25 protein-coding genes are annotated in these 23,488 nt (G+C 45.7%); 8 read left to right on the top strand and 17 right to left on the bottom strand.

Translation table 11 applies throughout. From position 1 onward, the window contains the following. From tadF to ACTS60_RS04360, 12 genes are read right to left on the bottom strand one after another with little or no spacing between them, the layout of a single operon-like run. The gene (gene tadF, locus ACTS60_RS04415; protein WP_440887284.1) at nt 1-570 is read right to left on the bottom strand and encodes a tight adherence pilus pseudopilin TadF; all 570 of its coding nucleotides are present in this window, start codon (nt 568-570) and stop codon (nt 1-3) included. Continuing rightward, nucleotides 545-1,030 (bottom strand): TadE/TadG family type IV pilus assembly protein, encoded by a 486-nt coding sequence (locus ACTS60_RS04410; protein ID WP_440887283.1) that lies wholly within the window; start codon nt 1,028-1,030, stop codon nt 545-547. The genes tadF and ACTS60_RS04410 overlap by 26 nt, the downstream gene beginning before the upstream one ends. After that, nucleotides 1,020-1,784, bottom strand: coding sequence for a tetratricopeptide repeat protein (locus ACTS60_RS04405; RefSeq protein ID WP_440887282.1), 765 nt, complete (start codon nt 1,782-1,784; stop codon nt 1,020-1,022). Before ACTS60_RS04405 ends, ACTS60_RS04410 begins: the two co-directional genes overlap by 11 nt. Beyond that, entirely contained in the window at nt 1,777-2,664 is an 888-nt protein-coding gene (locus tag ACTS60_RS04400) for a type II secretion system F family protein (RefSeq protein WP_440887281.1), read from the bottom strand. Before ACTS60_RS04400 ends, ACTS60_RS04405 begins: the two co-directional genes overlap by 8 nt. Continuing rightward, the gene (locus ACTS60_RS04395; RefSeq protein WP_440887280.1) at nt 2,664-3,581 is read right to left on the bottom strand and encodes a type II secretion system F family protein; all 918 of its coding nucleotides are present in this window, start codon (nt 3,579-3,581) and stop codon (nt 2,664-2,666) included. The genes ACTS60_RS04400 and ACTS60_RS04395 overlap by 1 nt, the downstream gene beginning before the upstream one ends. Nucleotides 3,582-3,584: 3 nt before the next feature. Then, nucleotides 3,585-4,868, bottom strand: coding sequence for a CpaF family protein (locus ACTS60_RS04390; RefSeq protein WP_440887279.1), 1,284 nt, complete (start codon nt 4,866-4,868; stop codon nt 3,585-3,587). 10 nt (nt 4,869-4,878) lie between these two features. Next, entirely contained in the window at nt 4,879-6,102 is a 1,224-nt protein-coding gene (locus tag ACTS60_RS04385; RefSeq protein ID WP_440887278.1) for an AAA family ATPase, read from the bottom strand. A gap of 18 nt (nt 6,103-6,120) precedes the next feature. Continuing rightward, nucleotides 6,121-6,591, bottom strand: coding sequence for a hypothetical protein (locus ACTS60_RS04380; protein WP_440887277.1), 471 nt, complete (start codon nt 6,589-6,591; stop codon nt 6,121-6,123). Next, complete coding sequence (locus tag ACTS60_RS04375) at nt 6,588-7,916, bottom strand: type II and III secretion system protein family protein (RefSeq protein WP_440887276.1); 1,329 nt, start codon at nt 7,914-7,916, stop codon at nt 6,588-6,590. The genes ACTS60_RS04380 and ACTS60_RS04375 overlap by 4 nt, the downstream gene beginning before the upstream one ends. An 8-nt stretch (nt 7,917-7,924) precedes the next feature. Next, the gene (gene cpaB, locus ACTS60_RS04370; protein ID WP_440887275.1) at nt 7,925-8,731 is read right to left on the bottom strand and encodes a Flp pilus assembly protein CpaB; all 807 of its coding nucleotides are present in this window, start codon (nt 8,729-8,731) and stop codon (nt 7,925-7,927) included. 7 nt (nt 8,732-8,738) lie between these two features. Then, nucleotides 8,739-9,176, bottom strand: a complete 438-nt coding sequence (locus tag ACTS60_RS04365; RefSeq protein ID WP_440887274.1) for an A24 family peptidase — start codon at nt 9,174-9,176, stop codon at nt 8,739-8,741. Between the two features lie 4 nt (nt 9,177-9,180). Beyond that, complete coding sequence (locus tag ACTS60_RS04360) at nt 9,181-9,399, bottom strand: Flp family type IVb pilin (RefSeq protein WP_440887273.1); 219 nt, start codon at nt 9,397-9,399, stop codon at nt 9,181-9,183. A 326-nt stretch (nt 9,400-9,725) separates the two neighbouring features. Between ACTS60_RS04360 and ACTS60_RS04355 the strand changes: the two genes are divergently transcribed. Further along, on the top strand, nt 9,726-10,979 hold the full coding sequence (locus ACTS60_RS04355; protein ID WP_440887272.1) for a valine--pyruvate transaminase: 1,254 nt from the start codon (nt 9,726-9,728) through the stop codon (nt 10,977-10,979). A gap of 126 nt (nt 10,980-11,105) precedes the next feature. On the opposite strand, the gene ACTS60_RS04350 is transcribed toward ACTS60_RS04355, so the two are convergent. From ACTS60_RS04350 to dnaA, 5 genes are all read right to left on the bottom strand, one after another. After that, on the bottom strand, nt 11,106-11,543 hold the full coding sequence (locus ACTS60_RS04350) for an Hsp20 family protein (protein ID WP_005426066.1): 438 nt from the start codon (nt 11,541-11,543) through the stop codon (nt 11,106-11,108). A 536-nt stretch (nt 11,544-12,079) separates the two neighbouring features. Next, the gene (gyrB, locus tag ACTS60_RS04345) at nt 12,080-14,497 is read right to left on the bottom strand and encodes a DNA topoisomerase (ATP-hydrolyzing) subunit B (protein WP_440887271.1); all 2,418 of its coding nucleotides are present in this window, start codon (nt 14,495-14,497) and stop codon (nt 12,080-12,082) included. 13 nt (nt 14,498-14,510) lie between these two features. Continuing rightward, nucleotides 14,511-15,590 (bottom strand): DNA replication/repair protein RecF, encoded by a 1,080-nt coding sequence (recF, locus tag ACTS60_RS04340; protein WP_440887270.1) that lies wholly within the window; start codon nt 15,588-15,590, stop codon nt 14,511-14,513. A gap of 9 nt (nt 15,591-15,599) precedes the next feature. Next, nucleotides 15,600-16,700, bottom strand: coding sequence for a DNA polymerase III subunit beta (gene dnaN / locus ACTS60_RS04335; RefSeq protein WP_440887269.1), 1,101 nt, complete (start codon nt 16,698-16,700; stop codon nt 15,600-15,602). 63 nt (nt 16,701-16,763) lie between these two features. After that, nucleotides 16,764-18,170, bottom strand: coding sequence for a chromosomal replication initiator protein DnaA (gene dnaA / locus ACTS60_RS04330; RefSeq protein WP_440887268.1), 1,407 nt, complete (start codon nt 18,168-18,170; stop codon nt 16,764-16,766). A 430-nt stretch (nt 18,171-18,600) separates the two neighbouring features. Here dnaA and ACTS60_RS04325 point away from each other — a divergent pair, with 430 nt between their 5' ends. The 7 genes from ACTS60_RS04325 to yidC all read left to right on the top strand — a co-directional run bounded on the left by ACTS60_RS04325 (nt 18,601) and on the right by yidC (nt 23,469). Then, nucleotides 18,601-19,362: an amino acid ABC transporter substrate-binding protein gene (locus ACTS60_RS04325; protein ID WP_440887267.1), complete on the top strand. Its 762-nt coding sequence runs from the start codon at nt 18,601-18,603 to the stop codon at nt 19,360-19,362. A 104-nt stretch (nt 19,363-19,466) separates the two neighbouring features. After that, on the top strand, nt 19,467-20,138 hold the full coding sequence (locus tag ACTS60_RS04320) for an amino acid ABC transporter permease (RefSeq protein ID WP_038870202.1): 672 nt from the start codon (nt 19,467-19,469) through the stop codon (nt 20,136-20,138). Beyond that, nucleotides 20,135-20,872, top strand: a complete 738-nt coding sequence (locus ACTS60_RS04315) for an amino acid ABC transporter ATP-binding protein (RefSeq protein ID WP_440887266.1) — start codon at nt 20,135-20,137, stop codon at nt 20,870-20,872. Before ACTS60_RS04320 ends, ACTS60_RS04315 begins: the two co-directional genes overlap by 4 nt. Nucleotides 20,873-21,115: 243 nt before the next feature. Beyond that, nucleotides 21,116-21,250: a 50S ribosomal protein L34 gene (gene rpmH, locus ACTS60_RS04310; RefSeq protein ID WP_005378825.1), complete on the top strand. Its 135-nt coding sequence runs from the start codon at nt 21,116-21,118 to the stop codon at nt 21,248-21,250. Nucleotides 21,251-21,296: 46 nt separating this feature from the next. Further along, on the top strand, nt 21,297-21,620 hold the full coding sequence (rnpA, locus tag ACTS60_RS04305) for a ribonuclease P protein component (RefSeq protein WP_009699098.1): 324 nt from the start codon (nt 21,297-21,299) through the stop codon (nt 21,618-21,620). Beyond that, nucleotides 21,587-21,844, top strand: a complete 258-nt coding sequence (yidD, locus tag ACTS60_RS04300) for a membrane protein insertion efficiency factor YidD (RefSeq protein WP_440887265.1) — start codon at nt 21,587-21,589, stop codon at nt 21,842-21,844. The genes rnpA and yidD overlap by 34 nt, the downstream gene beginning before the upstream one ends. Nucleotides 21,845-21,846: 2 nt before the next feature. After that, entirely contained in the window at nt 21,847-23,469 is a 1,623-nt protein-coding gene (yidC, locus tag ACTS60_RS04295; RefSeq protein WP_440887264.1) for a membrane protein insertase YidC, read from the top strand. Nucleotides 23,470-23,488: the final 19 nt, after the last annotated feature.

Here is a 23,488-nt window from a genome sequence, read left to right as displayed (position 1 = left end):
TTACCTCCCGATCACAACAGCATCGGATTCAACCCGAGTAAACTCAACACCCAACAAACTACCGATCCAGTTGTCGGTTTCATAACAAATAGAGACTCGATACAACGGCATTTGACGACCTCGGTTACTTACCACAGATAAGTAGCTCAACGAACTGATGTTTTCCCCGACTTGGCAATCTATCGCGCCACGTTTTTCGATGATCACAGGATTCGGTTTATCCACTGCAGCGAAGCTCAACTCTTCAACTTGTAATCCATACTGACTGGTTTGAAAGTTACCGAACGTGCGCTCTAATGAGTGGTGAGTGATGGTATCAACATCATCAGCCTCTTCTTTTGAAAGCTCATAATCCGCACCATAAAGTTGAGTGCGTTCTTTCACCACATTCACCAATGAATAGGTCAATCGGTCCAACTTACCTTTTACCGACAGCTTAATGATCACATCACCACTGAAGGCCAATAATAAGCTGAAGAAAATACCGACAATGGCAAACTCAATACTGAAGGTGCCACGTTGTGTATGTCGCCCTTGGCGATGATTAGATACCAAATTGAGAGCGTTCATATTCTTGCACCACCACCATTTCTCGGCTCATAGTGCTTTGTAAGCCAAGGAAGTAACTGAAGATTGGTTGAAAACTGTAGTCAATGTGATACACAGCTAAGGCTGCATTATCCGCTTCACCACACTCTTTACTGGCTTGTCCTGGCGCTAATTCACACTGTTCGGTATAAGCCGTGAGTGATTCGATGTTGTCGAGGTATTGGATAGAAACACGAAAACGCTCAACATCGACCGCGGTATTCCAAATACTGCCCTCTCGGTTCAACACCGCTTGAACCGTTTGCATGTAATTGTCATTACGCTTTTTGGCAGTGCGTGAAATCTCTGAAATTGCCAAATCGTTGATCGCCGAGATGTAAGACATATAGCTCATCTCGACCCACGCCATGCACATCAACCAAAAAGCAAAGAAACCTATCGCAAATTCAATACTGGCAACACCGCGTTGCTTAACTTTCACGACTAGCTCCAGCTAATACTTGCGCTTTCTGTTGTGCCTTCAATGGGTCATAACTACGCAGAGCACGGTAAATATTGTCGATTTGATGATTACTGTATTTCTCACTCAGTACTTGTTTAACAAACTCATATTGACCTTCCTTTGCCATACTCAACGTTAGGTTCGCCATTACTTGCTCATCCGCCTGACCGTTCTTATAAAGTGGAAGTAAACGCTGAATGGCTTGTTTATACTGACCTTCTGCAATATCGAGCACAGCTAAATTATTGTTAACCGTTACGCCATCAAAGAAGTACTCACGTGAACGCTCGAAGTAGCGGCGTGCCAAGTCATATTGGTAGTTATAGCCGTAGTAAGTACCCAGTAAGTTTTCTGCTTCCGCGTTACTCTCTTCAATTTTCAGCGCCGCTTTTGCACTGCTGATCGCCGCTGTATATTGTGCCAATTCACCATAGGCTTGCGCCTGAATAAGTAAGGTATCGACACTTGCTGTTGGCTTATTGGTTAATGGTTTGATGTAAAACAGCGCCGATTCTGCATCACCAAGTGCGAGATAGCTTTGCGCTAGTTTCTCACGTACTTCTGCTTCATCATTCTGCTGAAGCTGCTGTTTATATAGGTCTACCAATTGAGTGTGGTTGTTAGTTTTCTGGTAAATGGCTTCTTTAGAGTCTTGCTGTTGCCACGCTTGCTGGGTAGAACTACACGCTGCAAGCATGGCTGGTAACAAACAAATCAGAATTTTTTTAAACATGGGACATCATCCTCATCACCCCAGGAGCGGTGATAACAAAAACAAGTGGAATCAAGATGAAAACAATCAACGGAATCGACATCTTGGCCGCCAACTTCCCTATTTGCTCTTCAAGCTCCAACATCTGCACTTCACGAATATCGCCGGACAATGTCGTCAACATGGTGTAGATGGATGAGCCGTGCTGCATGCTTTGAGTTAGCGTCAGCATAAAACTGCGCATCTCAGACGATGGCACTTGCTGATACAACTCTTGTAACGCACGCTCCATGCCCACAATTCGGGCACGCTGGTTGGTGTTATCCAATAACTTACCCAACTCTGGGTTAAAACTTTGAATCTCTATCGCCAAGTATTTCAATGATGCTTCAATCGTCATACCGGTCTGAACACATATCGCCATGAGATCGATTAAATACGGCAAGCTACGGCTGATACGTCGTTGGCGACTAGTCTTACGAATTCCAAGCCACATATCAGGCAATAGAATCACAGCCATCGCCCAAGCGGCAGCAAGAGCAATCCAATAGTTGGTTGCTATGCCTAAGGTAAAAACCAAGATTGCAATCAATAGTTCACCAAGCAACAAAGCCGCATACTTTAATGGCGCAAACCAAGCGGTAGCATTGGGGTTCTCAATTCCAGCAAGATGTAAACGCTGCGGCAGACTCACATCACGCTTTTCTACCAAACTCGATAGTGGAGATAGAATTGACTCTAATCGAGACTCTTCTTGTTGATCACCTTTGTGTTGGCGAACGATTCTCGCCACTCGGCGTTGATAGCCGAAGTGGTTTAGCATCCAGTAAATAAGCAGAAGTACGCCGAAACTGACACCAACGAGAGAGAAAAATAGCCAAAACGTCGTTTGTGTCATCATTACTTCACTCTCTTCATTAGCGCCCAAATGATTGCCATACCAATCGCTTCGCTGATCACTAAGTAATACAGCAGCGGACGACCTTCGGGGTGAAACATCACGAATTCAAAGTTCTCTGGACTTAAAAACTGCAAAATAAACAGAAAGAAAAATGGCGTCGCCGAAACGATTTTTGCTGAAATACGAGCCTCAGACGTCAGGGCGAATTTCTTTCGTTCGACAGCTCGAGCTTCAAACATCTGACGATTCAAACGCGTCATGATTTCTTTCAACTGACCACCGCGCTGCATATTGGCTCGCAGTGTAATCACGAAGAAATGGAAGTTCGGGTTTGGAAAACGCAGACAAGATTTACGAAACACCTCATCAATTGACTCGCCCATTTTTAGACGCTCACCCATTAACTTGAACTCACGTCCGACTTCACCCTCGAGATTGTCACCCACGTACATGATGCCGCGGCCAATGCTCTCTCCTGCACTGATGGCGCTTGCCAGCATATTCAATGCATCCGGAAAGGTTTCATCAAACTGCTTTTGCTCACGCTTCTGTAGCCATTGATAACCAAACCACCAGCCAAATAGCACCGCAAAGGGCAATAACTCATAAACCGCAAAGCGAGTGAATGTGCTATTCACTACTAGAGCCAGCACCATGACCAACATGGTGTAGAGCGTTATTTTAAGCAGAGCTAAACGGCCCAGTTGGCGCTTTAAATTATCCCAACGCGTTTTTAAGCCTTGGCGTAAGCTTCTGTCTGACAAACTGGCAAAGTTCACCGCTTGACGAGTCAACGTTGTTTCTACACGGTTACGCTGTTGGTATTGAGTTAGATAACTATCAAGGCGCTTATTCTTTTCACCCATCAAGGCAACAATAATCAACGCAACACCACCGATTAAAATGAACCAGTACATGGCTTACCCCACAGCTTCGATGGCGCTGATGGTGTCAGCAAGCTCTTTGTCCACTCCGTAGAAACGCGCTTTTTCAAACAATACCGAGCGGCTCATCACCCCTGTTGTCTCGTAATGACCTGTGATCTTACCTTCATGATGATGAGGATCAGATTGGAAGCAGAATAGCTCTTCAAGCACGACATTTTTCCCTTCCATACCAATCACTTCAGTAATACTCATGACTTTACGAGAACCATCATGGAGTCGGTTAACCTGTACTATCAAATCCACGGCACTCACTAACGAACGACGAATTGCTTCTAACGGCAAGTTGTTAGTTGCCATCATGACCATAGACTCCACTCGAGCAAGGGCGTCACGCGGGCTGTTAGCATGCAGCGTCGACATCGAACCATCGTGGCCAGTATTCATCGCTTGCAGCATTTCAAATGCTTCGGCACCACGACATTCACCAACAATAATGCGATCTGGACGCATACGCAGCGAGTTAATCATCAAATCGCGTGAGTTCACTTCACCGGTACCTTCGATGCCTGCTGTCCGAGTTTCCATGCGTACCACATGAGGCTGAAGCAATCGAAGCTCCGCGGTATCCTCAATTGTCACCACTCGCTCACCTTGTGAGATGTATTGCGATAAGGCATTCAACAACGTCGTTTTACCCGAGCCAGTTCCCCCAGCAACAAGGATGTTAAGGCGACAACGCGCTGCTAATTGCAGCAACTTGGCCATTTCAGGACTCAAGGCGCCAAATTCGATTAAGTCAGAAAAGCCAATACTTTTATGCCGAAACTTACGAATCGATATTGCTGTACCATCAATCGCAATCGGTGGCAGAACGATATTCACACGGCTACCATCTTCTAAACGTGCATCACAGGTTGGTGACGACTCATCAACACGTCGACCAACACGACTGGCAATACGCTTAGCGATATCCGCCAGTTGCTTTTCATCAAGAAAGTGCACATCTGCTTGCTGCACTAAACCGAAGCGCTCGACATACACTTGCTGGTGGCCGTTGATCATGATGTCAGTGATAGTGTCATCATCCATCAGAACCTGTAACGGCCCTAGACCAACCAGTTCATGGATCATGCTAACAACGTATTCACTTCTCGCCAGTGATGACACCGATAGCTGGTCACGACTCACTAGCATATCAACCGCATTACTCAACTGACGCTCTAAGTCACTTTTCGATAAGCTTTCTAACGCTGATGCATCCAAGGCATTAAAAATTTGGTCACGCAAATGGATGTAGGTTTGTTTTGAATGTTGCATTCCCTACCCCTTAGCGATTAAACAGTTCTTGTACCCAAGAACGTTTTTTTTGCGGCTTATCACCCACCAGCAGTGCAACTAAGTCACTCAAACCTTGTTGCATTTCTGATTTAGTATCAATCAGTTGCTGACCTTGAAGTAGGTAATGGTTCGCTTTGTGGTCAAACTCTATTTTGCAGTCGGCTTTGCGACCGAAATATTTGCTGACATCAGACATACTGATTGAGGCCGCATTATCTGGACGTGATTGGTTCATCACAGTTAAAAGTGGCAACTCTGGATAGCGCATTTCTAGTTCAGACACTACGCGGTTTAACTCTCTTAGCGACGACACTGTGGCATCAAACACCACAACTAACGTATCGATCTCAGCCACCGCACGATCGAACTCTTCATTTGTGGTGACGGTATGTGAATAGTCTTCAATCACGAACGAATGGTTCTTAACCACTTGTTCTTTGAGTGCTTGGGTATATTCATGTAGCTCAGCACGCGTAAACGCATCTGACTCCAAGCCTAAGATAGCAAGGTTGCGTTCCAGGCGTTGCACCAAGCTAGTGGCAAAATCGCCATCAATGCTCGATACCAAAGTACCTTTGCGTACACTACGTTTACTGAACTTCTGCAAACCTAAAAGCACATCGATATTGCTGCCGGTATAGGTGTGATCAACCAACAAGGTAGGCGTTTTATGATGACGCCCCAATGAGCGCGCTACTTCACTGGCAATCAGAGATGTTCCAACACCGCCTTTAACGCCAAGAAAAGCCACTTGTTTTGCTTTTCGATTCGAAGCTACACCACTTTGCTGCTGACGGTTCCGACGTACACCATGGTAAAATTCCATGATTTCTTTGTCGGTTGCAGGCCAAAATAGGTAATAGAAACCAAGCTGCTTCAACGCACGAATGGTTGAGATCGCATCTTCGCAGCCAACCACAATAACTGACACATGGGTAGGCAGTTGATGAGCAATGTTTTTTGCGTCTTCAACCACGCTTTGGCTTTTATTTAGCTCAACAATCACCACATCAACACTTGAATGCGCATGCAGTTCTGAGTAGTTTTTTTCTTGGTTACTAAACGTAATCGGCTCGACCAAACCTTCAAAGCGAAACGCCTTATGGACTAAGTCTTTGCACGCAGCGGTTTGATATAAGAACGCACACTTATTTTCTTTTTGTTGAGTGTGATTCGGCGTGCTTTTACTCAACTTATCTACTAAATCAAACATGATGAGTGTTCCTCAATATCAAAGTGCATTCTGCGGATTAACCATCGACTGCCAGCGGCTGCCATCGGTATAACAACCTAGGTGACCCAAGCCGTAATCACCGATAACTTCTTGGTGACATATTTCAAGTTGAGCCTGAAGCTGGATCACCGATACTTGCACATCAAAACGGTGAGGCTCAGTACGGTATTCGACTACCAGTTGCTCGGCGGTAATACCTTGCTTAATCAACGTATTACGGTATTGCTGTGCCAGCTTCTTACCTTGTGCGTTATAGCTAGTGATCTGCCATTTACTGCCCGTTTGATTCGGGTACTTGCGAACAAACTGAGTAAGTTTATTCATGGCATAGACTTCATCCTGGCTTTGCACCGCAAAGCTAAATTCTGTTGGTTTGAGCGCGATACTGGTCCCGCGAGGTTCAACAATATGATCAGCGCAACCAGACAGTAACGCGATAGCCAGTAGAGTTAACATCCAGTTTTTCATTGACGGAAACCTCCCGCATTAAGAACTTCACCAGCCCATTGGTCTTGAGCTTTGTCATAGCTGCCATCAAGCGCGAAGAAACGTCGTAGCGTCCCGGTTTTTTCCATGGTTGGTAGCTGAATCTGATTGGCTTTCACTGGTTTCACCAAGTTGACGGTTGCCACAATAATCAGCTCAGTTTTGTTGCGTTCTGTTCCTGTGTGGCGAAACAGCGCCCCCAAAACAGGAATGTCACCAATAAAAGGAATTCGTGTCAGCGACTCGCGCTCTTCACTATTAAGCAGGCCACCCAGAACAAAGCTTTGACCATCACCTAATTCAACCGTGGTTTGTGCTCGGCGAGTTTTGAAAGCCGGCAAATCAAATACTTCACTGGTGTAAGTGTTATCTAAAGAGCTCACCTCGGGGGACAATGCCAATTTGATTTTGTCATCACGCAACACTTTAGCCATCAGGTCTAAACGCACGCCGAATTCTTTGTAATCAACATCGCTAGCACCATCGACCACTGTCACAACAGGCATTTCACCACCAACTAAGAAACTTGCTTGCTCGCCTGAAATCACCGACAGGTTTGGCTCTGCCAGCACTTGGCCTACCTTATCGGACCCGACTGCTGAAATTACGGAAACAATGTCATCAGCACTAAAACTGGTTAACTGATCGACAAAGATGCCCACATCACCACCAGAGCCCATCTTGATACCAAAGTCTTGAATAAAACTGTGAGAGACTTCTGCAATGGTCAGTTTGACGTTGACTTGCTTCGTCGCAGTCACTTCGATGTTGTTCACCACGCCTTGATAGGTCGGGCGAGACATAAAGTCCACCTGAAGATCACCCGTCGAACTATCAAGTTCAGGCATTTCAAAGTCATGATTTCTAGGAGACTTGCCCAGCAACTCCCCCACTAAGGTGTAGATGTTGTCGCGTTCATTGTCAGAAGATGCACTGCCACTCAGTACAACGTTGCTACCAATACCGTTAACTTGAACATCAGAGTATGGGTACTGCACTTGAATCTGCTGCTCAATATTGCGGTAACTTTTACTGACAATCAGGGTTTGGTTAATAAGCTCTGAACCATCGCGATCAAACACGATGAATGATGCTTCTCCCTCTGATTTGCCCAGTAACACCACCTTATGAGCATCAATAACTTGGTAGTCCGCCACTTTTTGGTTAGAAACGAACACCGAGTCCACTTCAGCTTTAAACGATAATGTTCTCGCGCCACCAGCAGAAAGCGTAGTGATGCCCTGAGCCTGTAAAGCTGCGGAAACAAGCATTAAGCAATAGATGCTAAATCGAGTTATGGTTTTCATCTTGCCTCCTAATTGAATCGATATTCTTTGATCGATTGGGTTTTCGTCGTTTGTCTTTTATCTTCAAAGCGAATCACATCACTTGAGTTCGCATGCAATTCATCCACAAACTCCTCACCAATCGATTTATGTACCGTAATTTCTGCGATACGTTTTGCTACCGACAACTTAGCCAACTGACGGTTAGTAACTTGCAAAACTAGAGTGACATCAGTGGTTTTCTGATCGGTCAATGTGCTAACTAAGCGCTGCTTCGAGAGCATGTACAGCACGGGAACTTGAGCAATCAGCGGTGTCATGGTCAAGTGTTCAATATCCGACACAGTGTTGTCTGCTGAGAGGTTTTGATCCATGGTGGAAATCACTGAGATATCGACCAAGTCACCAACGGCAATCGTTCCCCCTACTACATCATCACCCGGTACAGTGATATTGAACGGTGCGTAACCCGGCTTAGCCATGGTCGAGAGATAGTCACTCTCTCCTGGGGAAGTCAGCACCTCTTTTGTCACCCAATCACCCTGCTTTAGCGCTTCAATGGCAACAAGACGCTTACTCCAATCAAGTTGGATATCGCCATCAATCCCGTGTTGTGCCGCTTGTGATTCGGTTAAGTACTCAATCACTAAGTCTCGACGCTGCAATGCTTCACCTCGTTTTAGGTCGCGCTTTAACGTCCAGACTTTAAATTTTTTCTCTTCTTTCTGTGGCTGTTGTGTTTGAACAACCGGAGCGGGTGGCTGTGATTGAGTCACGCCATAAAGCCCGACTGAAATGGCGATCGCCGCCAAAACAAGAATGACTTTTGAATTCATGGTTCACCTATAAAGATGCAGCGATGCCAAACAGGCTTCCGAGACAAATGGGCACACCATAAGGCACACCTCTTTCCATCCCAGCAGGATGATTACCGATTTGGCTAACGAGCCACTGCGTTAGAGCGAGCACTCCGCCCAAAGTGACAATCAACCAAATCGTCAACGGCAAGTACTGCGGCGCAATCATCAGTGCAAATGCCGCCAGTAATTTGCTGTCCCCCGCTGCGAGGATTCGTAGTTGAAACAGTACGCCCCCCATCACCAATATCGCCATTGAAGATAGAACGTGACTGTATTCCCCTTTATTCAAGACAAAAAAAACACCCAGCAAAGCAACACTTAACGCCACTCCATTGGGTATTTTTCGGTATTTGATGTCCTGATAACTGGCTATTAAAGCCATGGTGGCAAGGGGAAGTAGCCACCATAGTTTTCCTAACAAGGTATTAGCCAGCAACAGGCGGCTTGTTAGCAGCTTCAATATTGCCTGAAATAGTATCGATAGCGCCTTGTAATGCTTCACGTAGTGCATCGTTAAATACTGCCAATACGATTGCTGACATACATACACCAAGAATTGCGTATTCAATTGCCGTTACGCCGCGCTCGTCGTTTTTGAATGATTCGATGAACAATTGTGTTTTTACAAATAGGTTAGTAAACATTTTGACTCCTCAATTTTTTAACACGTCAAAAAGATGACGGAGTGCATAGTAAGAATTGAGGGCTTTTTGAGCAAACAAAGAGCACAGCGCCTGACACAGCTCTGACAGATAGCAGGATTTCATTCAGGTTGGATTCAGTTTTCGCATAGGAAAACGTTTACTTAATCACAACAAAAATCATTGTGGTCCGATTTTTTCTTTTTCGGCTTAATTCACACTTTGCGTTAATTACGCATTGAGGTAAGGTCAAGGATTATCCTATTGACCAGTCAAAGACTGGCGCTAAGACACATAAAGCAATCACAATGAATTAGGTATAACGACAAATGCAGTTCTCAAAGTTTGGTGAAAAATTTAATCAGTATTCAGGTATCACGCAGTTAATGGACGATTTGAATGATGGTCTGCGCACACCAGGTGCCATCATGCTCGGTGGAGGTAACCCAGCCGCCATTCCTGCCATGCTCGATTACTTTCGCCAAGCCAGTGAGGAGATGCTCGCCAGTGGAGAGCTCGTCGCCGCCCTCGCCAACTACGATGGTCCACAGGGCAAAGATACGTTTGTTAAAGCACTGGCTCAGTTATTCCGCGAAACTTACGGCTGGGATATTTCTGAGAAGAACATCAGTCTAACTAACGGCAGCCAAAGTGGCTTCTTCTACTTGTTCAACTTACTGGCGGGTAAACAACCAGACGGCTCACACAAGAAGGTACTGCTACCTATCGCACCTGAGTACATCGGTTATGGTGATGCGGGCATTGATGAAGATATCTTTGTCTCTTACCACCCAGAAATCGAGCTGTTAGATAACGGTCTGTTTAAATACCATGTCGATTTTGAGCAGCTAAAAGTCGATGATTCTGTTGCAGCAATCTGTGCATCTCGCCCAACGAACCCAACGGGTAACGTACTGACAGACGAAGAAGTACGTAAGCTGGATAAACTGGCACGTGAAAACAACATCCCACTGATCATTGATAATGCCTACGGCCTACCGTTCCCAAACATCATCTTTGAAGATGTAGAACCGTTCTGGAATGAAAACACCATCCTATGCATGAGCCTATCCAAGCTTGGCTTGCCAGGTGTGCGTTGTGGCATTGTGATTGCGAGTGAAGAAATCACTCAAGCGTTAACCAATATGAACGGCATCATCAGCCTAGCACCGGGCAGTGTTGGTCCAGCGCTGGCAAACCACATCATTGGCAAAGGCGATCTGCTTAAACTGAGCTCAGAGGTGATTAAGCCGTTCTACAAGCAGAAGTCGCAACGTGCGGTTGAGTTGCTACAAGAAGCGATTACCGATGAGCGATTCCGCATCCATAAACCGGAAGGCGCTATCTTCTTGTGGTTATGGTTCGATGAACTGCCAATTACGACAATGGAGTTGTACCAACGCTTGAAAGCGCGTGGGGTATTGATTGTTCCAGGTGAATACTTCTTTATTGGTCAGAAGGACGAGTGGGATCATGCACACCAATGCTTGCGTATGAACTACGTTCAAGATGATGAGATGATGCAAAAAGGCATTGCGATTATCGCAGAAGAAGTGGAAAAGGCTTACCGCGAAGGTAAATAGACTTGTTAACTCAGCCGTTTTTCTCTTTGGAGCAGCGGCTTTGAAAGCCCAAAACTAAAAAGAGCGCCCAGATGGCGCTCTTTCTCATTCTATAACCGTGTGGTTAGCTGAAGTGTCATCAGCTGATTAGCTGTTTTCAATCAGGTTGTTGCCACCGATAGCGATCTTACGCGGTTGCATCGCTTCAGGAATTTCACGAACTAAATCGATATGAAGTAGGCCATTTTCCATTGATGCACCAACGACTTTTACGTAATCCGCGAGTTGGAATTTACGTTCAAAATCGCGTTCTGCGATGCCTTGGTAGACGTAGTTTTTGCCTTCTTCTGCTTTACGCTCGCCCTTCACGATCAACATGTTTTCGTTTTGAGTCAAATCGAGCTGATCTTCAGCAAAGCCTGCAACTGCCATCGTAATACGGTAGTTGTGCTCGTCTTTTTGCTCGATGTTGTATGGAGGGTAACCGCCAGAAGTGTTCTTCGCAGAGCTTGCTTCCATCAGGTTGAACAGACGGTCGAAGCCAATTGCATTACGGTATAGTGGTGAGAAATCTACATTACGCATAATCTATCCTCTTTTAAGCAATAGTCTTAGCCCAGATGAGGGTCATCCACGTGGCGCATTTATGCAAGAAAACGCCGAGCTAAGGGATCCGATGATTCATTCCTCTGACCTACTCTTTAGGTGCGGGGACATGATGTCGAATCAGGGTCAAGTTGTGTGCTAATACTAAGTATCCTCTCCTGAGCGATCTCGTTTAGCTATTCCAGAGGTGCTGTTCTTCTCTTGTTGAGCAAGCTAGCCATCCCTCTTCATAACTAGATATAAGGTCGAAAAATGGGCTTTCAAGGGCTCCAGTGAAAATATTTTTAGAACCATAGAGCACAGCCGTTCTCGTATCTCGCCTCTTTTATCTGGTTTCTCTCACTCAATAAAAAAGCACCACCCGAAGGCAGTGCTTTTAAAATTCTATCAAAAGAAATTTAGATTCGTTTTTCCGCAGGGGGATATGCTTAGTTCTAGCAGAAGGCGCGCAGCATACAAGTGTATGTGAGCACCTTCGACAACGAAATCAGCATATCCAGCAAAGGAAAAATAGTCTAAACGTCTAGGTTTGCTACTTTCAGCGCGTTCTCTTCGATGAAGTTACGACGCGGCTCAACTTGGTCACCCATTAGCGTTGTGAACAATTGGTCTGCGCCTACCGCATCTTCAATGGTTACTTGCATCATGCGACGTGTCTCTGGATCCATTGTGGTTTCCCAAAGCTGATCTGGGTTCATCTCACCTAGACCTTTGTAGCGTTGTAAACTTAGACCGCGACGTGACTCTTTGATTAGCCACTCAAGTGCAGATGCAAAGCTTGCTACTGGTTGAGTACGCTCACCACGCTTGATGTAAGCGCCTTCTTCTAGCAGACCATCTAACGCTTCAGATAGATCCGCTAGCTTGCCGTACTCTTTCGAGTTTAGTAGGTCGATGCTCAGTGCGTAGTTGTGCGTCACACCGTGAGTACGTACGATGATCTTAGGTAGGTTTAGACCTAGCTCTTCGTGTTGCTCAACTTCGAAGCTGTATTGGCTTGCGCCCACTTCTTTCGCGTTTAGCTGTTCAACTAGCTGTTTTGTCCACGCTTCTACTGCTGCTGCATCGTGACATTGCTCTGCCGTTAGACGCGGCGTGTAGATTAGCTCATGAACTAGCGCGCTTGGGTAACGACGGCTCATACGATCCGCCAGTTTGATACCTGCGTTGTATTGCTGAACTAGCTTCTCTAACGCTTCACCTGCCAATGCTGGCGCTTCTGCGTTTACGTGTAGTGACGCGTTATCAAGAGCCAAAGCAACTTGGTATTGGTTCATCGCGTCTTCATCTTTGATGTACTGCTCTTGCTTGCCTTTCTTCACTTTGTAAAGTGGTGGCTGAGCGATGTAGACGTAGCCACGCTCGATAAGCTCTGGCATTTGACGGTAGAAGAAGGTCAACAGTAGCGTACGGATGTGCGAACCATCGACGTCAGCATCGGTCATGATGATGATGTTGTGGTAACGCAGTTTGTCCGGGTTGTACTCGTCACGGCCGATACCACAACCTAGTGCCGTGATCAGCGTTGCTACTTCTTGAGAAGAAAGCATCTTGTCGAAACGCGCTTTTTCTACGTTAAGAATCTTACCTTTTAGCGGTAGGATTGCTTGGTTCTTACGATTACGGCCTTGTTTTGCGGAGCCGCCTGCCGAATCACCCTCCACTATGTATAGTTCAGAGAGTGCTGGATCTTTTTCCTGACAGTCTGCAAGTTTGCCTGGTAGACCTGCTAGGTCTAGCGCACCTTTACGACGAGTCATTTCACGAGCTTTACGCGCCGCTTCACGAGCACGTGCTGCATCGATGATTTTAGTACAAACCATCTTCGCTTCAGATGGGTTCTCAATTAGGAACTCAGACAGTTTTTCACCCATTGCTGACTCAACTGCTGATTTCACTTCCGATGAAACCAATTTGTCTTTAGTTTGGCTTGAGAACTTAGGATCAGGCACTTTAACCGAAACAACCGCAGTTAGACCTTCACGCGCATCATCGCCTGAAGTCGCTGTTTTTGCTTTCTTAGAGAAACCTTCTTTATCCATAAAGCTGTTCAGTGTACGCGTTAGCGCCGCACGGAAACCTGCAAGGTGAGTACCACCATCGCGCTGTGGAATGTTGTTAGTGAAACAGTAGATGTTCTCTTGGAAACCATCGTTCCATTGCATCGCGACTTCTACGGCAATGCCATCTTCACGTTCAAAGTCGAAGTGGAAGATTTTCTCGATGATTGGCGTTTTGTTAGTGTTTAGATGCTCAACGAACGCTTGAATACCACCCTCAAACATGAAGTGGTCACTCTTGTCTGCTTCACGCTCATCAACCAGCTTGATAGAAACACCAGAGTTAAGGAAAGAAAGCTCACGTAGACGTTTTGCTAGGATATCGTAATGGAATTCGATATTTGTGAAGGTTTCAGCGCTTGGCCAAAAACGGATTTGTGTACCGGTTTGGTCAGTATCACCCACGACTGCTAGTGGTGCTTGAGGCTCACCATGATGGTATGTTTGAGTATGAATATGGCCACCGCGGTGGATAGTCAATACTACTTTTTCAGACAGTGCGTTAACTACCGAAACACCAACGCCGTGCAGACCACCCGATACTTTGTATGAGTTATCATCGAACTTACCACCAGCGTGAAGTACCGTCATGATAACTTCTGCTGCTGATACTTTTTCTTCTGGGTGCATTTCTGTTGGAATGCCACGACCATCATCCGTAACTGAAACCGAGTTGTCCTCATGAATTGTCACAACGATGTCTTTACAGTGACCTGCCAACGCTTCATCAATTGAGTTATCCACCACCTCAAAGACCATGTGGTGAAGACCGGTGCCATCGTCCGTGTCGCCAATGTACATACCTGGACGCTTACGAACCGCATCCAGACCCTTTAGTACCTTAATACTCGATGAATCGTAATTTTCAGACATGAGTTTCTCTCTTTTAGTTTGACTCTATCCTGCCATGTTCCACATGAAACAATTTGCCCGTATCGTCCAACATATCGGCGATTTGGCTATCAGTAATAGAGCTTACAAATACTTGTGCGCCCGTCTCTTTTAAGCAGTCCGCAAGACGCTTACGACGTTGGCTGTCTAATTCCGACGCAAAGTCGTCAATTAGATAAATACATTGTTTTCCGGTCATCTCAGTAAGGTGTTGCCCCTGCGCCACACGCAACGCACACATCATGAGTTTTAATTGACCGCGTGATAGAACATCTTCAACAGGTGTTCCATTCACTTTGATGCGCAGATCAGCCTTATTCGGCCCACTAAAGGTGTAACCCAATGACTGATCACGCTCGAAATTTTTCTCTAGTATCTCATGATAGGGTGTGTCTTTGTCCCATCCACGATAATACTTTAATTGGATCTCAAATTCTGGCAAAAATGTCTGACAGATGGTTTCCGCTACGGTTTTCATCTGTTCAATATAATGCGCACGCCATTGGCTGATGTTTTCTGCCAAACGTGCCATTTCCTGATCCCAATAACTGAGTTCACGGTAACTTCTGGCAGTTTTGAGTAGAGCATTACGTTGCTTGTTGAGACGCTTAAAGCGCCCCCATGCATCATAGAAAGCAGGCTCAGTATGAAACACACCCCAATCAATAAATGCACGACGATGCTTTGGACCATCCGTAAGGAGATCAAACCCTTCTGGGTGTATCAACTGCAAAGGCAGAACTTGCGCAAGCTGCGCCAATTTTTGCCCAGATTGACCGCCTATTTTAACCTCTGTTGAGCCATCACGCTGCTTATTAATGCCAATAGGTAGCTCAAATTGATCCGAGTTCAAAAAACGACCATGAACAAACAGCTCATCACACTCATTTTGGATAACTCGACCAGTCAACGAGCTCTTGAAAGAGCGGCCATGTCCGAGCAAATAAATTGCTTCTAGGACACTGGTCTTGCCGCTGCCATTCGGTCCAATAAGAAAGTTAAAGCCTGCTGATAAGTTAATATCACAGGCTTTAATGTTTCGAAACTGCTGAATGATGAGACGAGAAAGTGGCATTCAGATGGCTTATAGACGGATTGGCATCACCACGTACATGGCACTGTCATCATCTGCGTTTTCAATCAACGCACTGGCGTTGGCATCTGACATTGATACACGCACATTCTCGCAACGTAGTGTGTTTAGTACGTCAAGTACGTAGCTTACGTTGAAACCGATCTCGATAGCATCACCTTCAAAGCTCACGTCTAGCATTTCTTCCGCTTCTTCTTGCTCTGGGTTATTTGCGGTAATACGCATTTCGCTACCAGCAAGGTTTACACGAACACCACGGAATTTTTCATTAGAAAGAATCGCAGCACGAGAAAACGCTTGGCGTAATTCATCACAGCTTGCTTCTAATGTTTTGGTGGTACTTTGCGGCATTACGCGGCGATAATCAGGGAAACGACCATCAACCAGCTTAGAAGTGAAGATAAAGTTGTTCACTTCTGCACGTACATTTGAGCTACCGATTTGCAGTACAACAGGCTGTTCTGGCACGTCCATTAGCTTCACAAGCTCTTGCACACCTTTACGTGGCACAATGATTTGCTTTTGTGCAAAGTCGGCACCCAATTGTGTTTGAGATACCGCCATACGGTGGCCATCGGTCGCAACACTTCGTAGCGTGGTACCATCGATTTCAAACAACATGCCGTTTAGGTAGTAACGAACGTCTTGGTTCGCCATTGAGAATTGGGTTTTTTCGATCAGCGTACGGAGCTCAGACTGAGTCAATGACACTTCGACTTCACTCTGCCAATCTTCGATATTTGGAAAATCGTTCGCAGGAAGTGTAGCTAAAGAGAAACGACTACGGCCTGAACGAACTTGCACGCGATCGCCTTCTAGTACAAAGGTAATGATCGCATCATCTGGCAGGCCGCGACAGATATCGAGAAACTTACGAGAAGGAACGGTAATGCTGCCCGCTTCACAATCCCCTTCTAGAGTCACTTTGCTCACCAATTCCACTTCCAAATCGGTCGCGGTCATGGATAACACATTCTCTTCTACTTTAAGCAGTAGGTTACCCAAAATTGGTAGGGTTGGTCGGCCACCTAATGCGCCCGAAACCTGTTGTAGCGGTTTGATTAAATGACTACGTTCAATAGTAAATTTCATGCTTGGCTCTTTACGCTGTCAGCTCAATTAATGATTTGCTTGGAATACTGTCATTCTACCCGATTAAGAAGACAGGGTGCGAATCAAGTTAGAGTAATCTTCTTTAATATCGTGGCTCTCTTCACGCAGCTGCTCAATCTTGCGACAAGCATGCAGTACCGTGGTGTGGTCACGACCACCAAACGCATCACCAATTTCTGGCAAGCTGTGGTTGGTCAGCTCTTTTGCTAGTGCCATTGCCAACTGGCGAGGACGTGCTACCGAGCGAGAGCGACGTTTAGACAGCAGGTCCGCCACTTTAATTTTGTAGTATTCGGCAACCGTCTTTTGAATGTTATCGATGGTCACGAGTTTTTCTTGCAGAGCCAACAAGTCACGCAGCGCTTCACGTACAAAATCAATCGTAATTGGGCGGCCAGTAAAGTTCGCATTAGCGATAACGCGGTTCAACGCCCCTTCTAGTTCACGAACGTTAGAACGGAGACGCTTAGCAATAAAGAACGCCACTTCATCAGCAAGATGAATTTGGTGGTCTTCCGCTTTCTTCATCAAGATCGCAACACGCGTTTCAAGCTCAGGTGGTTCGATCGCGACGGTTAAGCCCCAACCAAAACGTGATTTTAGACGATCTTCTACACCACTGATCTCTTTTGGATAACGGTCAGAAGTTAAGATGATCTGTTGGTTACCTTCCAACAACGCGTTGAAGGTATGGAAGAATTCTTCCTGCGAACGCTCTTTATTAGCAAAGAATTGGATATCATCGATAAGCAACGCATCCACACTGCGGTAGTAGCGTTTGAATTCTTCAATCGCGTTGTTTTGCAGTGCTTTTACCATGTCTTGTACAAAACGCTCAGAGTGCATGTACACCACTTTCGCATTTGGATTGTTATCCACAATCGCATTACCCACGGCATGCAACAAGTGCGTTTTACCTAAACCCGTACCACCGTATAAGAACAGTGGATTGTAAGCTGCACCAGGGTTATCTGACACCTGACGCGCAGCGGCCAAACCAAGTTGGTTCGATTTACCTTCAACGAAGTTATTGAACTTATGTTTTGGGTTCACATTTGAGCGGTGATTGATGTTCGCGATTGCTTGAGCGTCGTCATCCCACGTTTTGTGTACAGGTTTGCGTGCTTGCAGTTGTGCTGGTGCCGAAGATTCAGCTGCCACATCCGCCGGCGTACGTGTCGGTGCCGGTTTTGGAGCTGCCACAGGGCGGCTGCCCACTTCAAAGCGCAAGCTAGGGATGTCATTACCGCAGTATTCTTGCAGTAAACGATTGATGCTGTTCAGGTACTTGTCGCGGACCCAATCCAAAACAAAACGGTTGGGCGCGAACAAAGTGAGAGTATTGTCATTGAGCTCCGCTTGTAACGGACGAACCCACATGCTGAATTCTGTAGCTGGTAGCTCTTCTTGAAGCTGCTGCAAACATTGCAACCAAAGCGAAGATGACACGGTGCCCCCACTGAGTATTTGAATTATCGGAAAAGACTGGCAATTTTACCTGTTGATAACCAAGATCGCCAGCGATTGATCGACGATCCAGTGAATAAGATCCAAGTTATTCACAATTATTTCGCTGGACTTAGTGAGATCAACACATCTTGCCCCAAGATTGCCCACATAATGATCCACATTTGGGCAAAATTAGCCAGATCGAGCAATTGGTGATAACTCTGTGAATGAATTTTCCTTCACTACTATTTTTTGATCGCTGCCCCAGCCATTTTCGATCGTTTTTTCATCATTTATTGCGATTTATTGCCTACTATCTATACCAATCACGATCTTATTACTCTCAGGACTAGGTTATTGCACTTGGTTATTTATTTAATTGAGCTAACTGACAGTAGTATTTCCAACCATAAAAGTATGGAGATGTATTATGAAACACTGGATTAAGGTTGCCGTTGCAGCCATTGCGTTGTCTGCCGCTACGGTTCAAGCAGCTGTCGATACAGCGACTACTGAAGTAAAAGTAGGTATGTCAGGTCGCTACTTCCCATTTACCTTCGTTAAACAAGACAAGCTACAAGGTTTTGAAGTCGATATGTGGGACGAGATCGGTAAGCGCAACGATTACAAGATCGAATACGTCACTGCAAACTTCTCAGGTTTGTTTGGCCTACTAGAAACGGGGCGTATTGATACCATCTCTAACCAGATCACTATGACTGACGCACGTAAAGCCAAGTACCTTTTCGCAGACCCTTATGTGGTAGATGGTGCGCAAATTACCGTTCGTAAAGGTAATGACAGTATTCAAGGAGTAGAAGATCTAGCAGGAAAAACCGTTGCGGTTAACCTAGGCTCTAACTTTGAACAATTGCTACGTGATTACGATAAAGACGGTAAGATCAATATCAAGACTTACGATACTGGTATTGAACACGATGTCGCGCTAGGCCGTGCCGATGCCTTCATCATGGATCGCCTATCTGCACTCGAACTGATTAAGAAAACTGGTTTGCCACTAGAGCTTGCAGGTGAACCGTTTGAAACCATTCAAAACGCATGGCCGTTCGTAGACAACGAAAAAGGTCGCAAACTACAGGCAGAAGTAAACAAAGCACTCACTGAGATGCGCGCCGATGGAACAGTAGAGAAGATTTCAGTGAAATGGTTTGGTGCCGACATCACTAAGTAACACTTCTCTTCTTTTAGGATGCTGAGTGTGGCTTCGCGTCCTTTTTAATTCAATGACAAGGTGGAACTTCGTATTCCACCTTTTCTTTTCTCAAGGTAAGTCGTATGGGATTTGATTTTAATTACATGTTGGAACTGCTGCCAATACTGCTCAAGTATCTTGGCACAACCATGGAAATGGCCACATGGGGATTGGTCTTTTCACTGATTTTAGCCATCATTTTAGCCAATATTCGCGTATTTAAGCTGCCAGTACTCGACCAGTTGAGCCAACTATACATCAGCTTCTTTCGTGGAACCCCGCTGCTAGTTCAACTGTTTTTACTTTACTACGGCTTACCACAAATCTTCCCGATCATGGTCGGTCTCGACGCCTTCTCGGCAGCGGTAATTGGTTTAACCTTGCACTTTGCGGCCTACATGGCTGAAAGTATCCGTGCGGCGATCATCGGCATTGACCGCAGCCAAATGGAAGCAAGTTTGTCAGTAGGTATGACAACACCACAAGCGATGCGTCGTGTGATTTTACCGCAAGCTACCCGAGTCGCGCTGCCTTCACTGATGAACTACTTTATCGACATGATTAAGTCGACCTCCCTCGCCTTCACGCTGGGTGTGGCAGAAATCATGGCCAAAGCGCAGATGGAGGCCTCTTCTAGCTTCCGTTTCTTTGAAGCTTTCCTTGCTGTTGCACTGATTTATTGGGGTGTGGTGGTAATTTTGACTCGAGTACAAATCTGGGCAGAAGCGAAATTGAATAAGGCGTATGTACGATGATCAAATTAGAAAATATCCATAAACGCTTTGGCGATACTGAAGTGCTGAAAGGCATCGATCTTGATATCAAGCAAGGCGAGATCATCGTCATTATTGGCTCTAGTGGTACCGGTAAATCAACACTGTTGCGCACCGTGAACTTCTTAGAGCAAGCTGATGAGGGCCGAATCACTATCGATGATATCTCTGTCGATACGCAAAAGCATACAAAAGCAGAAGTGTTGGCATTACGTCGCCGTACAGGGTTTGTATTTCAAAACTACGCCCTATTTGCTCATATGAATGCGCGTCAAAATATTGCAGAAGGCCTGATCACGGTGCGTGGTTGGAAAAAAGAAGACGCATTGAAACGCGCGCAAGAGATTCTCGACGACATTGGTCTTGGCGATAAAGGCGAAAGTTATCCAGCGGCACTGTCTGGTGGACAACAACAGCGTGTGGGTATCGGCCGCGCAATGGCACTACAGCCAGAACTGTTGCTTTTTGATGAGCCAACTTCTGCTCTGGATCCTGAGTGGGTAGGAGAAGTTCTCTCATTAATGAAGAAGTTAGCCAATCAGCACCAGACAATGCTGGTGGTCACACACGAGATGCAATTTGCCAAAGAAGTCGCAGACAGAGTGATCTTTATGGCCGAAGGCAACATTGTTGAACAAGGTTCTCCACAGGATATTTTCGACAATCCACAAGATCCTAAATTGAAAAAATTCCTTAACCAAGTGGGAATAGAGTAAAGATCAAGCATTAGGATCAATCGATCCTTGAGATTTTACTCACACTACGTATAATCGCCCGGCCGGAATTTCATACACATGAGTCATTGACACATTATGTGAGTGTGATTACAATTCCGCCTCTTTGTTGAGAGGCGTCGGTTGTTCTTCTCTATATAAAGAGCTTCTTTATATAAAGAAAGCATATTGCCCACGCCGGGTTTAACAAGAACCTAAAACTACTGATCAGTAAAGGTAATTATCATGAAACGCACTTTTCAACCTACAGTTCTAAAGCGCAAGCGTACTCACGGCTTCCGTGCTCGCATGGCAACTAAGAACGGTCGTAAAGTTATCAACGCACGTCGTGCAAAAGGCCGTGCGCGCCTATCAAAATAATCGCTAGTTTATTTTGAACACGTACGCGTTTAATCGGGAGTTACGCTTGTTAACTCCCGAGCATTATCAAAACGTCTTCCAGCAAGCTCATCGAGCTGGCTCGCCTCATTTCACCATCATTGCTCGCAATAACAAACTTTCTCATCCACGATTAGGTTTAGCTGTTCCGAAAAAGCAAATTAAAACTGCTGTCGGTCGAAACCGCTTTAAGCGTTTGGCTCGTGAAAGCTTTCGTAACAATCAACATCAACTTCCTAATAAAGATTTTGTTGTGATTGCTAAGAAAAGCGCGCAAGATTTAAGCAATGAGGAACTATTTAAGTTGTTTGATAAGCTATGGCATCGCCTGTCTCGCCCTTCACGTGGATAGCCATTGGGCTCGTTTATCTTTATCGCTGGTTTATCAGCCCTTTGATTGGTCCTCGCTGCCGGTTCACACCAACTTGTTCCACTTACGCACTAGAAGCTTTGAGAGCTCACGGTTTTGTAAAAGGATGTTGGTTATCAGGCAAACGTCTATTAAAATGCCACCCTTTGAATGAAGGGGGGTATGACCCCGTTCCACCAGTCCAAAAACAAGACAGAGATAACTAACGATGGATTCTCAACGTAATATCCTGCTCATCGCTCTGGCACTGGTTTCTTTCTTGCTATTTCAACAATGGCAAGTAGCAAAGAATCCAGCACCTCAAGCGGTCGAACAGGCTCAATCAAGCAGTACTCTACCTGCACCATCTTTTGCGGATGAGCTAGACCCAGTTCCTGGTCAACAGCAAGCTTCAGCAAAAACTATCACAGTAACGACTGATGTTTTAACTCTGTCGATCGACACCGTTGGTGGCGATGTGGTACATGCCGACCTGAACAAATACTCTGCTGAACTTGATTCATCAGACCCATTCGTTCTGCTAAAAGACACTAAAGGTCACCAGTTCATCGCACAAAGCGGTCTAGTGGGTCCTCAAGGTATCGACCTTAGCAGCACTAACCGTCCTCACTACAACGTGAGCGCAGACAGCTTCACTCTAGCTGACGGTCAAGACGAACTACGCGTTCCAATGACTTTCACTGCGAACGGCATCGAATACATCAAGACTTACGTATTAAAACGTGGCAGCTACGCGCTGAACGTAGAATACGATGTAGTGAACAACTCTGGTAACAACGCAACATTTGGTATGTACGCTCACTTGCGTCAAAACCTAATGGACGCGGGTGGTAGCATCACAATGCCTACTTACCGTGGCGGCGCTTACTCAACAGAAGACGTTCGTTACAAGAAATACAGCTTTGAAGATATGCAGGATCGTAACCTGTCTATCAACCTAGCAGATGGCCAAGGTTGGGCAGCAATGATCCAACACTACTTCGCTGCAGCTTGGATCCCACGCAACGAACCAGGTACTAACCTGTACACTCGCGTGATTGGTAACCTAGGCGACATCGGCGTACGTATGCCAAACAAAACTATCGCAACGGGTGATCAAGCGAACTTTGAAGCAACACTATGGGTTGGTCCTAAGCTACAAAACGAAATGGCAGCAGTGGCACCAAACCTAGACCTAGTAGTGGACTACGGCTGGCTATGGTTCATCGCGAAACCACTTCACTCACTGCTTGCTTTCATTCAAAGCTTCGTGGGTAACTGGGGTGTAGCAATCATCTGTTTGACCTTCATCGTTCGTGGTGCAATGTACCCACTAACGAAAGCGCAATACACGTCTATGGCGAAAATGCGCATGCTACAGCCTAAGCTGCAAGCAATGCGTGAGCGTATCGGTGATGACCGTCAGCGCATGAGCCAAGAGATGATGGAACTGTATAAGAAAGAGAAAGTGAACCCACTGGGTGGCTGTCTACCTCTTATCCTACAGATGCCTATCTTCATCGCGCTATACTGGGCACTAATGGAATCGGTTGAGCTACGTCACTCACCATTCTTCGGTTGGATTCATGACCTTTCAGCACAGGACCCTTACTACATCCTGCCGCTACTGATGGGTGCGTCAATGTTCCTAATCCAGAAGATGAGCCCAACAACAGTAACGGATCCAATGCAGCAGAAGATCATGACCTTTATGCCGGTTATGTTTACCTTCTTCTTCTTGTTCTTCCCATCAGGCCTAGTTCTATACTGGTTGGTGTCGAACATCGTTACGCTTATCCAGCAAACTTTGATTTACAAAGCGCTGGAGAAAAAAGGCTTACACACTAAGTAACCTTGATAGAAAAGCATAA

Origin of the sequence: Vibrio sp. WZ-1, assembly GCF_052037695.1 — a bacterium.
Classification (GTDB): domain Bacteria; phylum Pseudomonadota; class Gammaproteobacteria; order Enterobacterales; family Vibrionaceae; genus Vibrio.
The sequence above is the reverse complement of the archived record's forward strand: the minus strand, read 5'-3'. Positions and strand labels throughout refer to the sequence as shown.